Origin of the sequence: Streptomyces sp. NPDC001744 (genome assembly GCF_042892575.1) — a bacterium.
GTDB lineage: Bacteria > Actinomycetota > Actinomycetes > Streptomycetales > Streptomycetaceae > Streptomyces.
Window position 1 is genome coordinate 36,029 of the sequence record NZ_JBIAUG010000025.1, and the last position, 13,065, is coordinate 49,093.

At 71.9% G+C, this 13,065-nt stretch carries 13 protein-coding genes; all 13 read right to left on the reverse strand.

All coding sequences use genetic code 11. The annotated features are described in order from the left end of the window. Positions 1-27: 27 nt before the first annotated feature. Positions 28-2,496 (reverse strand): RelA/SpoT family protein, encoded by a 2,469-nt coding sequence (locus ACFYZY_RS25695; protein WP_388698400.1) that lies wholly within the window; start codon positions 2,494-2,496, stop codon positions 28-30. Positions 2,497-2,743: 247 nt separating this feature from the next. Continuing rightward, complete coding sequence (locus ACFYZY_RS25700) at positions 2,744-3,295, reverse strand: adenine phosphoribosyltransferase (protein ID WP_388698403.1); 552 nt, start codon at positions 3,293-3,295, stop codon at positions 2,744-2,746. After that, positions 3,292-4,371 carry a protein translocase subunit SecF gene (gene secF / locus ACFYZY_RS25705; protein ID WP_388698405.1) on the reverse strand — a complete coding sequence of 360 codons (1,080 nt, stop codon included), beginning with the start codon at positions 4,369-4,371 and terminating at the stop codon, positions 3,292-3,294. The genes ACFYZY_RS25700 and secF overlap by 4 nt, the downstream gene beginning before the upstream one ends. 1 nt (position 4,372) lies before the next feature. Then, positions 4,373-6,139, reverse strand: coding sequence for a protein translocase subunit SecD (gene secD / locus ACFYZY_RS25710; RefSeq protein ID WP_388698409.1), 1,767 nt, complete (start codon positions 6,137-6,139; stop codon positions 4,373-4,375). Between the two features lie 143 nt (positions 6,140-6,282). Then, entirely contained in the window at positions 6,283-6,726 is a 444-nt protein-coding gene (gene yajC / locus ACFYZY_RS25715; RefSeq protein WP_388698564.1) for a preprotein translocase subunit YajC, read from the reverse strand. A 193-nt stretch (positions 6,727-6,919) separates the two neighbouring features. Then, positions 6,920-8,008, reverse strand: coding sequence for a Holliday junction branch migration DNA helicase RuvB (gene ruvB / locus ACFYZY_RS25720; RefSeq protein WP_388698412.1), 1,089 nt, complete (start codon positions 8,006-8,008; stop codon positions 6,920-6,922). A gap of 47 nt (positions 8,009-8,055) precedes the next feature. Continuing rightward, positions 8,056-8,685, reverse strand: a complete 630-nt coding sequence (gene ruvA / locus ACFYZY_RS25725) for a Holliday junction branch migration protein RuvA (RefSeq protein WP_388698414.1) — start codon at positions 8,683-8,685, stop codon at positions 8,056-8,058. Continuing rightward, positions 8,682-9,248 (reverse strand): crossover junction endodeoxyribonuclease RuvC, encoded by a 567-nt coding sequence (gene ruvC, locus ACFYZY_RS25730; RefSeq protein ID WP_388698416.1) that lies wholly within the window; start codon positions 9,246-9,248, stop codon positions 8,682-8,684. Before ruvC ends, ruvA begins: the two co-directional genes overlap by 4 nt. 109 nt (positions 9,249-9,357) lie before the next feature. Continuing rightward, positions 9,358-10,110 carry a YebC/PmpR family DNA-binding transcriptional regulator gene (locus tag ACFYZY_RS25735; RefSeq protein WP_388698419.1) on the reverse strand — a complete coding sequence of 251 codons (753 nt, stop codon included), beginning with the start codon at positions 10,108-10,110 and terminating at the stop codon, positions 9,358-9,360. 62 nt (positions 10,111-10,172) lie between these two features. Continuing rightward, entirely contained in the window at positions 10,173-10,763 is a 591-nt protein-coding gene (gene pdxT, locus ACFYZY_RS25740) for a pyridoxal 5'-phosphate synthase glutaminase subunit PdxT (protein WP_388698420.1), read from the reverse strand. A gap of 6 nt (positions 10,764-10,769) precedes the next feature. Beyond that, on the reverse strand, positions 10,770-11,684 hold the full coding sequence (gene pdxS, locus ACFYZY_RS25745) for a pyridoxal 5'-phosphate synthase lyase subunit PdxS (RefSeq protein ID WP_388698423.1): 915 nt from the start codon (positions 11,682-11,684) through the stop codon (positions 10,770-10,772). A 116-nt stretch (positions 11,685-11,800) separates the two neighbouring features. Continuing rightward, the gene (locus tag ACFYZY_RS25750) at positions 11,801-12,343 is read right to left on the reverse strand and encodes a hypothetical protein (protein WP_388698425.1); all 543 of its coding nucleotides are present in this window, start codon (positions 12,341-12,343) and stop codon (positions 11,801-11,803) included. An 11-nt stretch (positions 12,344-12,354) separates the two neighbouring features. Continuing rightward, the gene (locus ACFYZY_RS25755) at positions 12,355-12,996 is read right to left on the reverse strand and encodes an N-acyl homoserine lactonase family protein (RefSeq protein ID WP_388698428.1); all 642 of its coding nucleotides are present in this window, start codon (positions 12,994-12,996) and stop codon (positions 12,355-12,357) included. Positions 12,997-13,065: the final 69 nt, after the last annotated feature.

Here is a 13,065-nt window from a genome sequence, read left to right on the forward strand (position 1 = left end):
CGGAACCGCCCCCTTCTCGTTCCTTCGCTACGGCCTGCGGGCCGAGGTCACGCGGTACACGTCGTAGACGCCCTCCACGCCCCGCACGGCCTTCAGGACGTGGCCCAGGTGCTTCGGGTCGCCCATCTCGAAGGTGAAGCGGGAGGTGGCCACCCGGTCGCGGGAGGTCTGCACGGCCGCCGAGAGGATGTTGACGTGCTGGTCCGAGAGGACCCGGGTGACGTCGGAGAGCAGCCGGGAGCGGTCCAGTGCCTCGACCTGGATGGCGACGAGGAAGACGGAGGACTGGGTGGGGGCCCACTCGACCTCCAGGATCCGCTCCGGCTCCCGGGAGAGCGAGTCCACGTTGACGCAGTCGCTGCGGTGAACCGATACTCCACTGCCCCGGGTGACGAACCCGATGATCGGATCGCCGGGCACGGGGGTGCAGCAGCGGGCCAGCTTCACCCAGACGTCCTCGACGCCCTTGACGACGACGCCGGGGTCGGTGTTGGAGCGGCGCTTGGAACGCCCGCGGGTCGGCGGGGTGGCCTCGTCGATGTCCTCGGTGGCCGCCTCCTCGCCGCCGAGCGCCTGGACCAGCTTCTGCACGATGGACTGGGCGGTGACGTGGCCCTCGCCGATCGCCGCGTACAGCGAGGAGATGTCGCTGTAGCGCATCTCGTGGGCGAGGGTGACGAGGGAGTCGCCGGTCAGGATGCGCTGGATCGGCAGGTTCTGCTTGCGCATGGCCCGCGCGATGGCGTCCTTGCCCTGCTCGATGGCCTCGTCCCGGCGTTCCTTGGAGAACCAGGCCCGGATCTTGTTGCGGGCGCGCGGGGACTTGACGAAGCCGAGCCAGTCGCGGGAGGGCCCGGCGCCGGCGGCCTTGGAGGTGAAGACCTCGACCAGGTCGCCGTTGTCGAGGGTCGATTCGAGCGGGACGAGCCGCCCGTTGACCCGTGCCCCTATCGTGCGGTGGCCGACCTCGGTGTGGACCGCGTACGAGAAGTCGACGGGGGTGGCCCCGGCGGGCAGCGCGATGACGTCGCCCTTGGGGGTGAAGACGAAGACCTCGTTGCGGGAGAGGTCGAAGCGCAGGGACTCCAGGAACTCGCCGGGGTCCTCGGTCTCCTTCTGCCAGTCGAGGAGCTGGCGCAGCCACGCCATGTCGTTGAGGTGGTCGTCCTTGCCGGTCTTCCTCGGCACCTCGGCGCGGACCTTGGAGGCGCCGGCGACGGCCTCCTGCTTGTACTTCCAGTGCGCGGCGATGCCGTACTCGGCGCGCCGGTGCATGTCGAAGGTGCGGATCTGGAGCTCGACGGGCTTGCCGTTGGGTCCGATGACCGTCGTGTGCAGCGACTGGTACATGTTGAACTTCGGCATCGCGATGTAGTCCTTGAACCGGCCGGGGACCGGGTTCCATCGCGCGTGGACGGTGCCGAGGGCCGCGTAGCAGTCGCGGACGGTGTCCACGAGGACGCGGATGCCGACCAGGTCGTAGATCTCCGCGAAGTCACGGCCGCGGACGATCATCTTCTGGTAGACGCTGTAGTAGTGCTTGGGGCGGCCGGTGACGGTGGCCTTGATGCGGGCGGCGCGCAGGTCGGCCTGGACCTCGTCGGTGACCACCGCGAGGTACTCGTCCCGCTTGGGGGCGCGCTCGGCGACGAGCCGGACGATCTCGTCGTACATCTTGGGGTAGAGGATCGCGAAGGCGAGGTCCTCCAGCTCCCACTTGATGGTGTTCATGCCGAGGCGGTGGGCCAGGGGGGCGTAGATCTCCAGCGTCTCGCGGGCCTTCTTCTCCTGCTTCTCCCGCTTGAGGTAGCGCATGGTGCGCATGTTGTGCAGGCGGTCCGCGAGCTTGATGACCAGGACGCGCGGGTCCTTGGCCATGGCGACGACCATCTTGCGGACGGTCTCGGCCTGGGCGGCCTCGCCGAACTTGACCTTGTCGAGCTTGGTGACGCCGTCGACGAGGAGCGCGACCTGGTCGCCGAAGTCCCGGCGCAGGGTGTCGAGGCCGTACTCGGTGTCCTCGACGGTGTCGTGCAGGAGCCCGGCCATCAGGGTCGCCGGGTCCATGCCCAGCTCCGCGAGGATGGTGGTGACGGCGAGCGGATGCGTGATGTACGGGTCGCCGCTCTTGCGCTTCTGGCCCCGGTGCCAGCGCTCGGCGACCTGGTAGGCCCGCTCGATCTGGCGGAGCGTGGCCGTCTCGATCTTGGGGTCGTTGGAACGGACGATCCGCAGGAGCGGTTCCAGGACCGGGTTGTACGGGGAGGAGCGCTGGACGCCCAGGCGGGCGAGGCGGGCGCGGACGCGGTTGGAGGAGCCGCCGGAGCGGGCGGGCGGGGCCGGTGCGGGGCGCGCGGGCGAGGCCGGCTCGGACGCGGCGGCGGGCGCGGGCCCGGCCTCCGCGGGCTCGTTCCGTGGCGCCCCGGTCCCCGGCGCGGCCTCTTCGGCCTTCGGGTCGGGCTGCGCGGCGGAGAGTGGCTGGGCCTCGTCTGGCAAGAGCGCTCCTCTGGGGTCCCCCCGGACGGGGTCTGGGGGAGGTTCCGGGTCCCCCGGTCAGGCCCGGAAGTCCATCGTATCGAGCCGTGTCCCGCCCCGCTCACGCGCCCGGAGGGGACGGGCGCCCGGGGCGCCCGCGGCGTCCGCCCCGGCGCACCGGACCGGGGCACCGGACCGGGGCACTCCGGAAAACGACGGGGGCGCCCCGGTGATTCCCGGAGCGCCCCGCGCGGGTGGAGACCCGGCGTCAGACGGTGATCAGCGCCGTGAGCGGAGCGCCCTTCAGGGCGGGCTCCAGACGGGCGCGGCCCGGGAGGAAGCCCAGCTCCATGAGGACGGCGACGCCCGCGACCTCGGCGCCCGCGCGGCGGATGAGCTCGACGGACGCCTCGGCCGTGCCGCCGGTGGCGAGGACGTCGTCGATGACCATGACGCGGTCGCCCGCCGCCAGGTCCTCGGCGTGCACCTCGATCTCGGCGGTGCCGTACTCCAGCTCGTACGCCTGGCGCAGCGTGGCCCCGGGGAGCTTGCCGGCCTTGCGGACCGGGACGAAGCCCAGGCCCGCGCGGACGGCCGCCGGCGCGGCCAGGATGAAGCCGCGGGCCTCCAGGCCGACGACCTTCGTCGCGCCGTGCGCGGAGCACAGCCCGGCGAGGGCGTCGGTGAGCGCGCCGAACGCCTCCGGGTCCGCGAGCAGCGGCGTGATGTCCTTGAACAGCACGCCCGGCTTCGGGTAGTCCGGCACGTCGCGGATGCGGCTCAGCAGGAGGCCGGTGACGTCCGGGGCCCCCGCGGTCATCCTCGGTGCTCCTCGGTACGGCCCCGGCGGCCGGCTCGGGGGCCGACGACGGCGGTCTCGGCACCGTCGCCGAACGCGTCCGTCCCGTCCGCCCGCTCGTCCTTGGCGGCGGCGGCCCGCTTGGCCAGGACGCGCCTCTTGAGGTCCTTGATCGCCGGGTCGCGTTCCTTGAGGTCGGCGACGAGCGGGGTGGCGATGAAGATCGACGAGTACGCGCCGGCGGCGAGGCCCACGAACAGCGACAGCGAGATGTCGTTGAGCATGCCGGCGCCGAGGACGCCGCCGCCGATGAAGAGCAGGCCGGCGACCGGCAGCAGCGCGACGACGGTGGTGTTGATCGAACGGACCAGGGTGCCGTTGATCGAACGGTTGGCCAGCTCGCTGTAGGTGAAGCGGGCCTGCTTCTTCGTGAGGTCCTTCGTGGACTCCTTGAGGGAGTCGAAGACGACGACGGTGTCGTACAGCGAGTAACCGAGGATCGTCAGCAGGCCGATGACGGTGCCGACGGTGACCTCGAAGCCGACCAGGGAGTAGATGCCCACGGTGATGGTGAGGTCGTGGACGAGGGCGACGAGCGCCGCGACCGCCATTCTCCACTCGAAGGCGATGGCCAGGTAGATCACCACGAGGATCATGAAGACCCCGAGGCCGGTCCACGCCTTGTTGGCGATCTGTTCGCCCCAGCTGGGACCGACCAGCTCCGCCGCGATCTTGTTCTCGGCGACCTTGAGGTCCTTGGCCAGCTCCGAGCGGACCTGGTCGGACTTGTCGGTGTCGAGGCCGCCGACCTGGATGCGCAGCGAGCCGTTGCCGAGCTGCTGGACGATCGCGTCGTGGCCCGACGCCTCTTCCGCGTACTCCTGGGCCTGGCTGACGGAGACGTCCGTCTTCGGGGTGGTGAAGACGGCGCCGCCCTGGAACTCGATGCCCATGTTGAGGCCGCGGACGGCCAGGGCGACGATGGCGGTGATGGTGATCAGGACGGACAGGCCGTACCAGAGCTTGCGGTTGCCGATGAAGTCGTAGCCGACCTCACCTCGGTGGAGTCGGGCGCCGAGATCGCCGAGCTTCGACATCTCACGCCTCCTTCGGGTCGACAGGGCCGGCGGGGGCGGTGGTGCGGCGGGTGCGGCGCAGCGGCGGCTTGGCGCCGAGGCGCTTCGGGTCCAGACCGGACCACGGGTGACCGTTGCCGAAGAACTTGGTCCGCGCGAGCAGGGTCATGACCGGCTTGGTGAAGAGGAACACCACGACGATGTCGAGCAGGGTGGTCAGACCGAGCGTGAACGCGAAGCCCTGGACCTTGCCGACGGTGACGACGAAGAGCACGGCCGCGGCCAGGAACGACACGAAGTCGGAGACCAGGATGGTGCGACGGGCCCGGGGCCAGGCGCGCTCGACGGCCGGACGGATCGTGCGGCCCTCGCGGAGTTCGTCGCGGATGCGCTCGAAGTAGACGATGAACGAGTCCGCGGTGATGCCGATGGCGACGATGGCGCCGCAGACGGCCGGCAGGTTCAGCGCGAAGCCGATGGCCGGGCCGAGCAGGGCCATGATCACGTAGGTGAGGAGCGCGGAGGCGCCGAGGCTGAGGATGGCGATCAGCGACAGGCCGCGGTAGTAGACGACCAGGTAGATCACGACGAGCGCGAGACCGATGGCGCCGGCGATCAGGCCGGCCTCCAGCTGGTCGCCGCCGAGCGCGGCGGTGACGGTGTCGACGCTCTGGGTCTGGAAGGAGAGCGGCAGGGCGCCGTAGGACAGGATGTTGCCGAGGTCCTGGGCGGACTGCTGGTTGAAGTTGCCGGAGATCTCGGCGCTGGCGCTGAGCGTCTGGCGCACCGAGGGGGCCGAGACGACCTCGCCGTCCAGGACGATCGCGAACCGGTTCTGCGGGTCGGTCTGCGAGGACAGCTTGCCGGTGATCGCCTGGAACTTCTTCGAACCGGCGTCCGTGAAGTCCATGGTGACGATCCACATGCCGCGCTGCTGGTCGAAGACGCCCTTGGCGTCGTCGACGTCACGGCCCTCCACCTCGGCCGGGCCGAGGATGTACTTCGACCACGCGCCCGGCCCGTCCTCGCCGCAGGCCACGGTGGGCTCGGACGGCTTGACGCCCTGGCCGGCGGCGGAGCGCTGCTTGGGGTCGAGGCAGTTCAGCGCGGTGAACTTCTGCTCGAGGGCCGCGGCGGCGGGGTCCGGAGCCGGGGTCGCCGCGGGGGTGCCGGTGGCCTTCGGCGTCGCGGAGGCCGGGGCGCTTCCGGTGGGGGTCGGGGTCGGGGCCCTGAGGGCCTCGGTGAGCGCGCGGCCCTGGGGAGGTGCGGTGGTCTTCGGGGCGGCCGTCTTGCCGCCCGCGGTCGCGCCGGAGGCGGACGGCGCCGGAGGGGCCGTGGGAGAGCCGGAGGAACCGGCGGTCGGCGCGGGCTGGGGCGCCCCGCTCGTCACCGCGAGAACGGGCCGGAAGTAGAGCTGGGCGGTGGTGCCGACCTGCTCACGGGCCTGCTTCTCGTCCGTCCCCCGGGGGATGTTGACGATGATGTTCTCGCGGCCCTGCGTCTGGACCTCGGCCTCGGAGACACCCAGACCGTTGACACGGCGCTCGATGATGTCGACCGCCGTGTTCATGTTGGTCTCGTTGACCGCCGACTCCTGGCCGGGGTCGGCCTTGGCCTTGAGCGTGATCGACGTACCGCCGGCGAGGTCGATGCCCAGGCGCGGGGTGGTGTGCCCCGACCAGAACATGCCGCCGGTGAGCGCGACCATGGCGATCAGGATGAGTGCCAGGGCGCGGCCCGGCCGGCTCTGTCCCCCCGCCGGCCTTCGGCCCTTCTTCGGTGCTGCCACCTGTCGTATCTCCCTGTCCAACCACCGCGCGCCGGGTGTGCGCGCGGTGGCCACGAAGTATGTGTGGGGACCTTCCCCCGCAGACGTGGAACCGTTCCGGGGCCGCGCACTCCCGGAGGCGTGCGCGTGTTCCCCGGCCGCGACTACTTCGCGTCGGTCTCGCCGTCGGCCTTGCCGTCCTTCTGGCCCTCGACCGCGTCCGACTTCTTCGTCAGGTCCGCCTTGGGGGCGTCCTCGGCGGCGATGTCGGTGGCCCCCGTCAGGGAGGAGGCGTCGTCCGGGACGACGGCGTCGGAGTCCTGCGCCTCGTCGCCCTCGTCGCCGTGGACGATCCGGTTGTACTCGGAGTCCTCCAGGACCGCGCCGATGGCGTTCTTGGCGTAGACGGCGTGCACGCCGGGCGCGACCTCCAGGAGGACGGTCTCGTCGCCGATCTCCTTGACGGTGGCGTACATTCCCCCGATCGTGCGTACGCCGGTGCCGGGCTGCATCTGGTTGCGCATCTCCGCCGCCTGCTGCTGCTTCTTCTTCGCAGAGCGGGTCATCAGGAACATCGCCCCGATGAGCACGATGAACGGGAGGAGCATGCCGATGTTATTCACGGGACGGAAATCCTTCGCACGGTCACGGAGAACCCGCGGCCTGGTCTTCGGGGGTGGGCGCGCCGACCAGAAAGGGCGGCATCGGCGGAGTCTAGGCGAGTCCGCATCGATGGAACAACGCCCAGCATGGCACCGTGGTTCCTGCTCGGGCGACACTCCGCGCCGTCACCCGGGCCCCTCACGCCCCGAAGAGCCCCTGCTGTCCGCCTCCGGGTGCCGCCGGGCCCGCCGTCCCCGGCGGAACGAGCCCGAGGTGAGCCCACGCGGCGGGAGTGGCGACCCGGCCCCGGGGCGTACGGGCCAGCAGGCCCTCGCGGACGAGGAAGGGTTCGGCGACCTCCTCGACGGTCTCGCGCTCCTCCCCCACCGCGACCGCGAGGGTGGACAGGCCGACGGGGCCGCCGCCGAAGAGCTTGAGCAGGGCCTCCAGGACGGCGCGGTCGAGCCGGTCGAGGCCGCGGCCGTCGACCTCGTACACCCTCAGGGCCGCCTCGGAGATCTCCCGGGTGATGACCCCGTCCGCCCTGACCTGGGCGTAGTCGCGGACCCGGCGCAGCAGGCGGTTGGCGATGCGGGGGGTGCCGCGCGAGCGGCCGGCGATCTCGGCGGCCCCGGCCGTGTCGATCTCGACGTCGAGGAGCCCGGCGGAGCGGTGGATGACGCGCTGGAGTTCGGACGGGTCGTAGAACTCCATGTGGGCGGTGAAGCCGAAGCGGTCGCGCAGCGGGGGCGGCAGGAGACCGGCCCGGGTGGTGGCGCCGACGAGGGTGAAGGGCGGCAGTTCGAGGGGGATGGCGGTGGCGCCGGGGCCCTTGCCGACGATGACGTCGACGCGGAAGTCCTCCATCGCCATGTAGAGCATCTCCTCGGCGGGGCGGGACATCCGGTGGATCTCGTCGAGGAAGAGGATCTCGCCCTCCTGGAGGGAGGAGAGGATCGCGGCGAGGTCCCCGGCGTGCTGGATGGCGGGGCCGGAGGTGATGCGGATCGGGGCGTTCATCTCGGCCGCGATGATCATCGAGAGGGTGGTCTTGCCGAGGCCGGGGGCGCCGGAGAGCAGGACGTGGTCGGCGGTGGCGCCGCGCTGCCGGGCGGCCCTGAGGACCAGGTCGAGCTGCTGACGGACCTTCTCCTGGCCGACGAACTCGCTGAGGTCCTTGGGGCGCAGGGCCGCCTCGACGGCCTGGTCGTCACCCTCTGCGGCGGCGCCGACGATGCGCGCCTCGGCGTCGGGTGCCTCGGCGGCGGTGTCGTCGTCCCAGTTCACGGTGGTGCCTTCTCGTTCGTACGGGGGCCGGCGGTGTGCCGGAGGGGTCAGCGGGCGCGGTTGAGGGTCTGCAGGGCGGCGCGGAGCAGCTGCGGCACGGGGGCGGTGCCGGTCTCGGCGAGGGCGGCCTCGGCCTGGGGGGTGACGGCGTCGACGGCCTCCTCGGCCTCGCGGGGCGCGTAGCCGAGGCCGACGAGGGCCGCGGCGAGCTGCTCGGTCCAGGGCGCGGGGCCGGAGGCGGCGCGCCGGACGCCGGCGGGGCCGGCGCTGCCGAGGGGGGTGCCGAGCTTGTCCTTCAGCTCCAGGAGGAGCTTCTGCGCGCCCTTCTTGCCGATGCCGGGGACGGCGGTGAGGGCCTTCTCGTCGCCGGTGGAGACGGCGAGGCGCAGCGCGTCGGGGCTGTGCACGCCGAGCATGGCCTGGGCGAGGCGGGGGCCGACGCCGCTGGCGGTCTGGAGGAGCTCGAAGACCTGCCGCTCGTCGTCGTCGGCGAAGCCGTACAGGGTGAGGGAGTCCTCGCGGACGACGAGGGAGGTCGCGAGCCGGGCCTCTTCACCGATCCGCAGTCCCGCGAGGGTCGCCGGGGCGCACTGGACGGCCATGCCCACGCCGCCGACCTGGATGACGGCCGTGGTGGGGGCGAGGGCGGCGACGGGGCCGCTGACGAAGGCGATCATCGGGTTCGGCCTTTCCCTGCGGACGCGTGCCGTGCGGCCGCTTCCTGGAGACGGTTCTGGGCGGCGACGGCCTGCTGGAGGCGGTTCTGGGCGGGGGCCCGCCAGATGTGGCAGATGGCGAGGGCGAGGGCGTCGGCGGCGTCGGCCGGCCTGGGCGGTTCGGAGAGCCGGAGCAGCCGGGTCACCATCGTTCCGACCTGGGCCTTGTCGGCGCGGCCGCTGCCGGTGACGGCGGCCTTGACCTCGCTGGGGGTGTGCAGGGCGACCGGAATGCCGCGCCGGGAGGCGCAGAGCATGGCGACCGCGCTGGCCTGGGCGGTGCCCATCACCGTACGGACGTTGTGCTGGCTGAAGACCCGCTCCACGGCGACGAGTTCGGGGGAGAAGCGGTCGATCCACTCCTCCAGGCCCCGCTCGATGCCGACCAGGCGCATGCCGATGTCGGCGTCCGCGGGCGTCCGCACCACGCCGACGCCGAGCATGGTCAGGGGCCGGCCGGCGACGCCCTCGACGACGCCGACGCCGCACCGGGTGAGCCCGGGGTCCACTCCGAGTACGCGCACGTCGCCCCCTCTCTTCGATCTCCTGTTTGAGCAGGCTATCGGCTGCCACCGACAACGCAGCGGGCCGACGGGAGCGTGTCCCCGTCGGCCCGCTGCGGAAAGAGCGCGATCAGGCGTCGACCTTCGCCATGACCTCGTCGGACACGTCGAAGTTGGCGAAGACGTTCTGCACGTCGTCGCTGTCCTCCAGCGCGTCGATCAGCTTGAACATCTTGCGCGCGCCCTCCTCGTCCAGCTCGACCTGCATGGTCGGGACGAAGCTGGACTCGGCGGAGTCGTAGTCGATGCCGGCCTCCTGGAGGGCGGTGCGGACCGCGACCAGGTCGGTGGCCTCGCTGACGACCTCGAAGGACTCGCCGAGGTCGTTGACCTCCTCGGCGCCCGCGTCGAGCACCGCGTCCAGGACGTCGTCCTCGGTCAGGTCGCCCTTGGGGAGAACGACGACGCCCTTGCGGTTGAACAGGTACGAGACGGAGCCCGGGTCCGCCATGGAGCCGCCGTTGCGGGTCATGGCGACGCGCACGTCGGAGGCGGCGCGGTTGCGGTTGTCGGTGAGGCACTCGATGAGCACCGCGACGCCGTTCGGGCCGTAGCCCTCGTACATGATCGTGGCGTAGTCGACGCCGCCGGCCTCCAGGCCGCCGCCGCGCTTGACCGCGGAGTCGATGTTCTTGTTCGGCACCGAGCTCTTCTTCGCCTTCTGGATGGCGTCGTAGAGCGTCGGGTTGCCGTCGGGGTCGGCGCCGCCCGTGCGGGCCGCGACCTCGATGTTCTTGATCAGCTTCGCGAAGAGCTTGCCGCGCTTGGCGTCGATCACGGCCTTCTTGTGCTTCGTCGTAGCCCATTTAGAGTGGCCGGACATCTGCCTGTCTCCTTCGCGTAACCCATTCCTGAACGAACCCCAGAGATCCTACCGGGATCGGATCAGCCCGCCGTGCGCACCATGTCGACGAACAGGGCGTGGACCCGGTGGTCCCCGGTGAGCTCGGGGTGGAACGAGGTGGCGAGCGCCCGGCCCTGCCGTACGGCGACGACGTGGCCCCCGTGCTCGGCCAGGACCTCGACGTCCGCGCCGACCGACTCCACCCAGGGGGCCCGGATGAAGACGCCCTCGACGGGGCCCCCCTCGACACCCGCGACGGTGACGCCGGCCTCGAAGGACTCGTTCTGCCGCCCGAAGGCGTTGCGGCGGACGATCATGTCGATGCCGCCGAAGGTCTCCTGGCCCGAACGCGGGTCCAGGATCTTGTCGGCGAGCATGATCAGGCCGGCGCAGGTGCCGTAGACCGGCAGGCCCCCGGCGATGCGCTCGCGCAGCGGCTCCGCGAGGCCGAAGAGCGCGGCCAGCTTGGAGATGGTGGTGGACTCGCCGCCGGGAAGGACCAGGCCGTCCACCTCGGCGAGTTCTTCGGGGCGCCTCACCGGCCTGGCCACGGCGTCCGCCGCGGCCAGGGCGATCAGGTGCTCCCGTACGTCGCCCTGGAGCGCCAGGACACCGATCACAGGAGTGCTCATGGGTGGTTACCAGCCGCGGTTGGCGTAGCGCTCGGACGCGGGGAGGGTGTCGCAGTTGATGCCGACCATGGCCTCGCCCAGGTTGCGGGAGGCGTCCGCGACGACCTTCGGGTCGTCGTAGAAGGTGGTGGCCTTCACGATGGCGGCGGCGCGCTTGGCCGGGTCGCCCGACTTGAAGATGCCGGAGCCGACGAAGACGCCCTCGGCGCCGAGCTGGCGCATGAGCGCGGCGTCGGCGGGGGTGGCGACGCCACCGGCGGAGAAGAGGACGACCGGCAGCTTGCCGAGCTCGGCGACCTCCTTGACCAGCTCGTACGGGGCGCGCAGCTCCTTGGCGGCGGCGAACAGCTCGTTGTTGTCGTAGCCGCGCAGCCTGGCGATCTCGTTCTTGATCTGGCGCAGGTGGCGGACGGCCTCGACGACGTTGCCGGTGCCGGCCTCGCCCTTGGAGCGGATCATGGCCGCGCCCTCGGCGATGCGGCGCAGGGCCTCGCCCAGGTTGGTGGCGCCGCAGACGAAGGGGGTGGTGAAGGCCCACTTGTCGGAGTGGTTGACCTCGTCGGCCGGGGTGAGGACCTCGGACTCGTCGATGTAGTCGACGCCGAGCGACTGCAGGACCTGGGCCTCGACGAAGTGGCCGATGCGGGACTTGGCCATCACGGGGATGGAGACCGCCCCGATGATCTCCTCGATCATGTTCGGGTCGGACATGCGGGCCACGCCGCCGTCCTTGCGGATGTCGGCGGGGACCCGCTCCAGGGCCATGACGGCCACGGCGCCGGCGTCCTCGGCGATCTTCGCCTGCTCGGCGTTGACCACGTCCATGATCACGCCGCCCTTGAGCTGCTCGGCCATGCCGCGCTTCACGCGGGCGGTGCCGGTCTCGGGGGACGGGGAGGGGGTGGAAGGCGTGGTGGACACGGATACCTCACTGGTGACAACGGGGGTTGACGACAGAGTCGAGGAAACAGTCCACTCGCGGTCCACCACAAGGGCCAATGTGGACCCGGTGGATCGTTTTCGCAGGTTACGGAGGGTCAGACCGGACGATCGGCAAGGGCCACCGGCGGCTCGTCGTCCATTTCGAAGGCCAGTGGAAAGGGCGCGTGGCCCGCGAGCCGGAGCCAGCGGACCGTGCGGTGGCGGCGCAGCGCCCGAGCGGCCCGTACGGCGTCGTTGTGGAAGCGGCGGGCCATCGGCACCCGGCGGACGGCCTGCGCCAGTTCCCCCACGGCCTCCTCACCGCCGGGGGCCTCCCGTACGAGTTCCATCTGCTCGGGCTCGCCGAAGACGGCCCGCAGCGCCTGGCTGAGTTCGCTCTCGGCGACCTCCCGGTGGTCCTCCTCGGCCTGCCGGGCGGCGTGCGCGGCCTCGTACAGCACGATCGAGGCGGCCGGGTCGAGGATCCCCGAGGTGGCCAGTTCCTGGGTGACCGAGGCCCGTCGGAGCAGTTGCGCGTCCAGGGCGGCGCGGGCGGCGTCGATGCGGGAGTGCAGCCGGTCGAGCCGCCCGGCGGTCCAGCTGAGGTAGACGCCGACGAGGATCAGCGCGGCGACGGTCCAGATGAGGGTTTGGGTCACGGGCGCACAGGCTACCGGGGCGGTGGCAGCACGCCGTCCCAAAGGGCGTGGTCGTGGGCGAACAGGACACGGGCCGGGCGGCCGGCGGCCAGTTCGGCGAGCCGGCCGAGCCAGGGGCGGTACGGGACGCCGAACTCGCCCGCGACGTCGTACGCCTGGCCCGCGAGGACGGTCACGCGGTCGCCGTGGTCGAGGAACAGCGACTGGTGCCCCTCGGTGTGGCCGGGCGTGGGCACGACGAGGACGCCGGGCGCGATCTCGTGCTCGCCGTCCAGCTCCTCGTACCGGACGCCGGGAAGGAGCGAGTCGATGGTGTGCCCGCCGGCCCGGGCGAGGGCGAGTTCGGCGCGCTGGACGAGGACGGGGGTGCCGGGGAAGCGCTGGTTGCCGCCGATGTGGTCGAAGTGCAGGTGGCAGTTGACGACGGCGTCCACGTCCCCGGGGCGGACGGCGAGCGGCCTGCGGACCGGCCGGTAGTGGGCGTCGGTCTCCGGCGAGCCGGTGCCCATGCCGGTGTCGAGGAGGACCGTCCCGCGCGCGTGCCGCACGAGGTAGCCGAACACGGGCTCCACGCGCGCGTGGGGCCCGCCCCACTCCTCGGCGGGGCGGGTGAAGTGCCCGAGGTCGAGCCGGTGCACGGTGATCGGGTTCATCGTCCCAGCGTGCCCCGCGGCTCCCGGCGCGGGGCGGGTTCCGCCGGGAGCGTACGGCCGCCGGTCCCG

Bases quoted from the DNA above. Each gene is read 5' to 3' on its own strand.
- ACFYZY_RS25700 (WP_388698403.1), bottom strand. From the start codon at position 3,295: ATGACCGCGGGGGCCCCGGACGTCACCGGCCTCCTGCTGAGCCGCATC.
- secF (WP_388698405.1), bottom strand. From the start codon at position 4,371: ATGTCGAAGCTCGGCGATCTCGGCGCCCGACTCCACCGAGGTGAGGTC.
- yajC (WP_388698564.1), bottom strand. From the start codon at position 6,726: ATGCTCCTCCCGTTCATCGTGCTCATCGGGGCGATGTTCCTGATGACC.
- ruvA (WP_388698414.1), bottom strand. From the start codon at position 8,685: ATGATCGCCTTCGTCAGCGGCCCCGTCGCCGCCCTCGCCCCCACCACG.
- ACFYZY_RS25735 (WP_388698419.1), bottom strand. From the start codon at position 10,110: ATGTCCGGCCACTCTAAATGGGCTACGACGAAGCACAAGAAGGCCGTG.
- pdxT (WP_388698420.1), bottom strand. From the start codon at position 10,763: ATGAGCACTCCTGTGATCGGTGTCCTGGCGCTCCAGGGCGACGTACGG.
- ACFYZY_RS25755 (WP_388698428.1), bottom strand. From the start codon at position 12,996: ATGAACCCGATCACCGTGCACCGGCTCGACCTCGGGCACTTCACCCGC.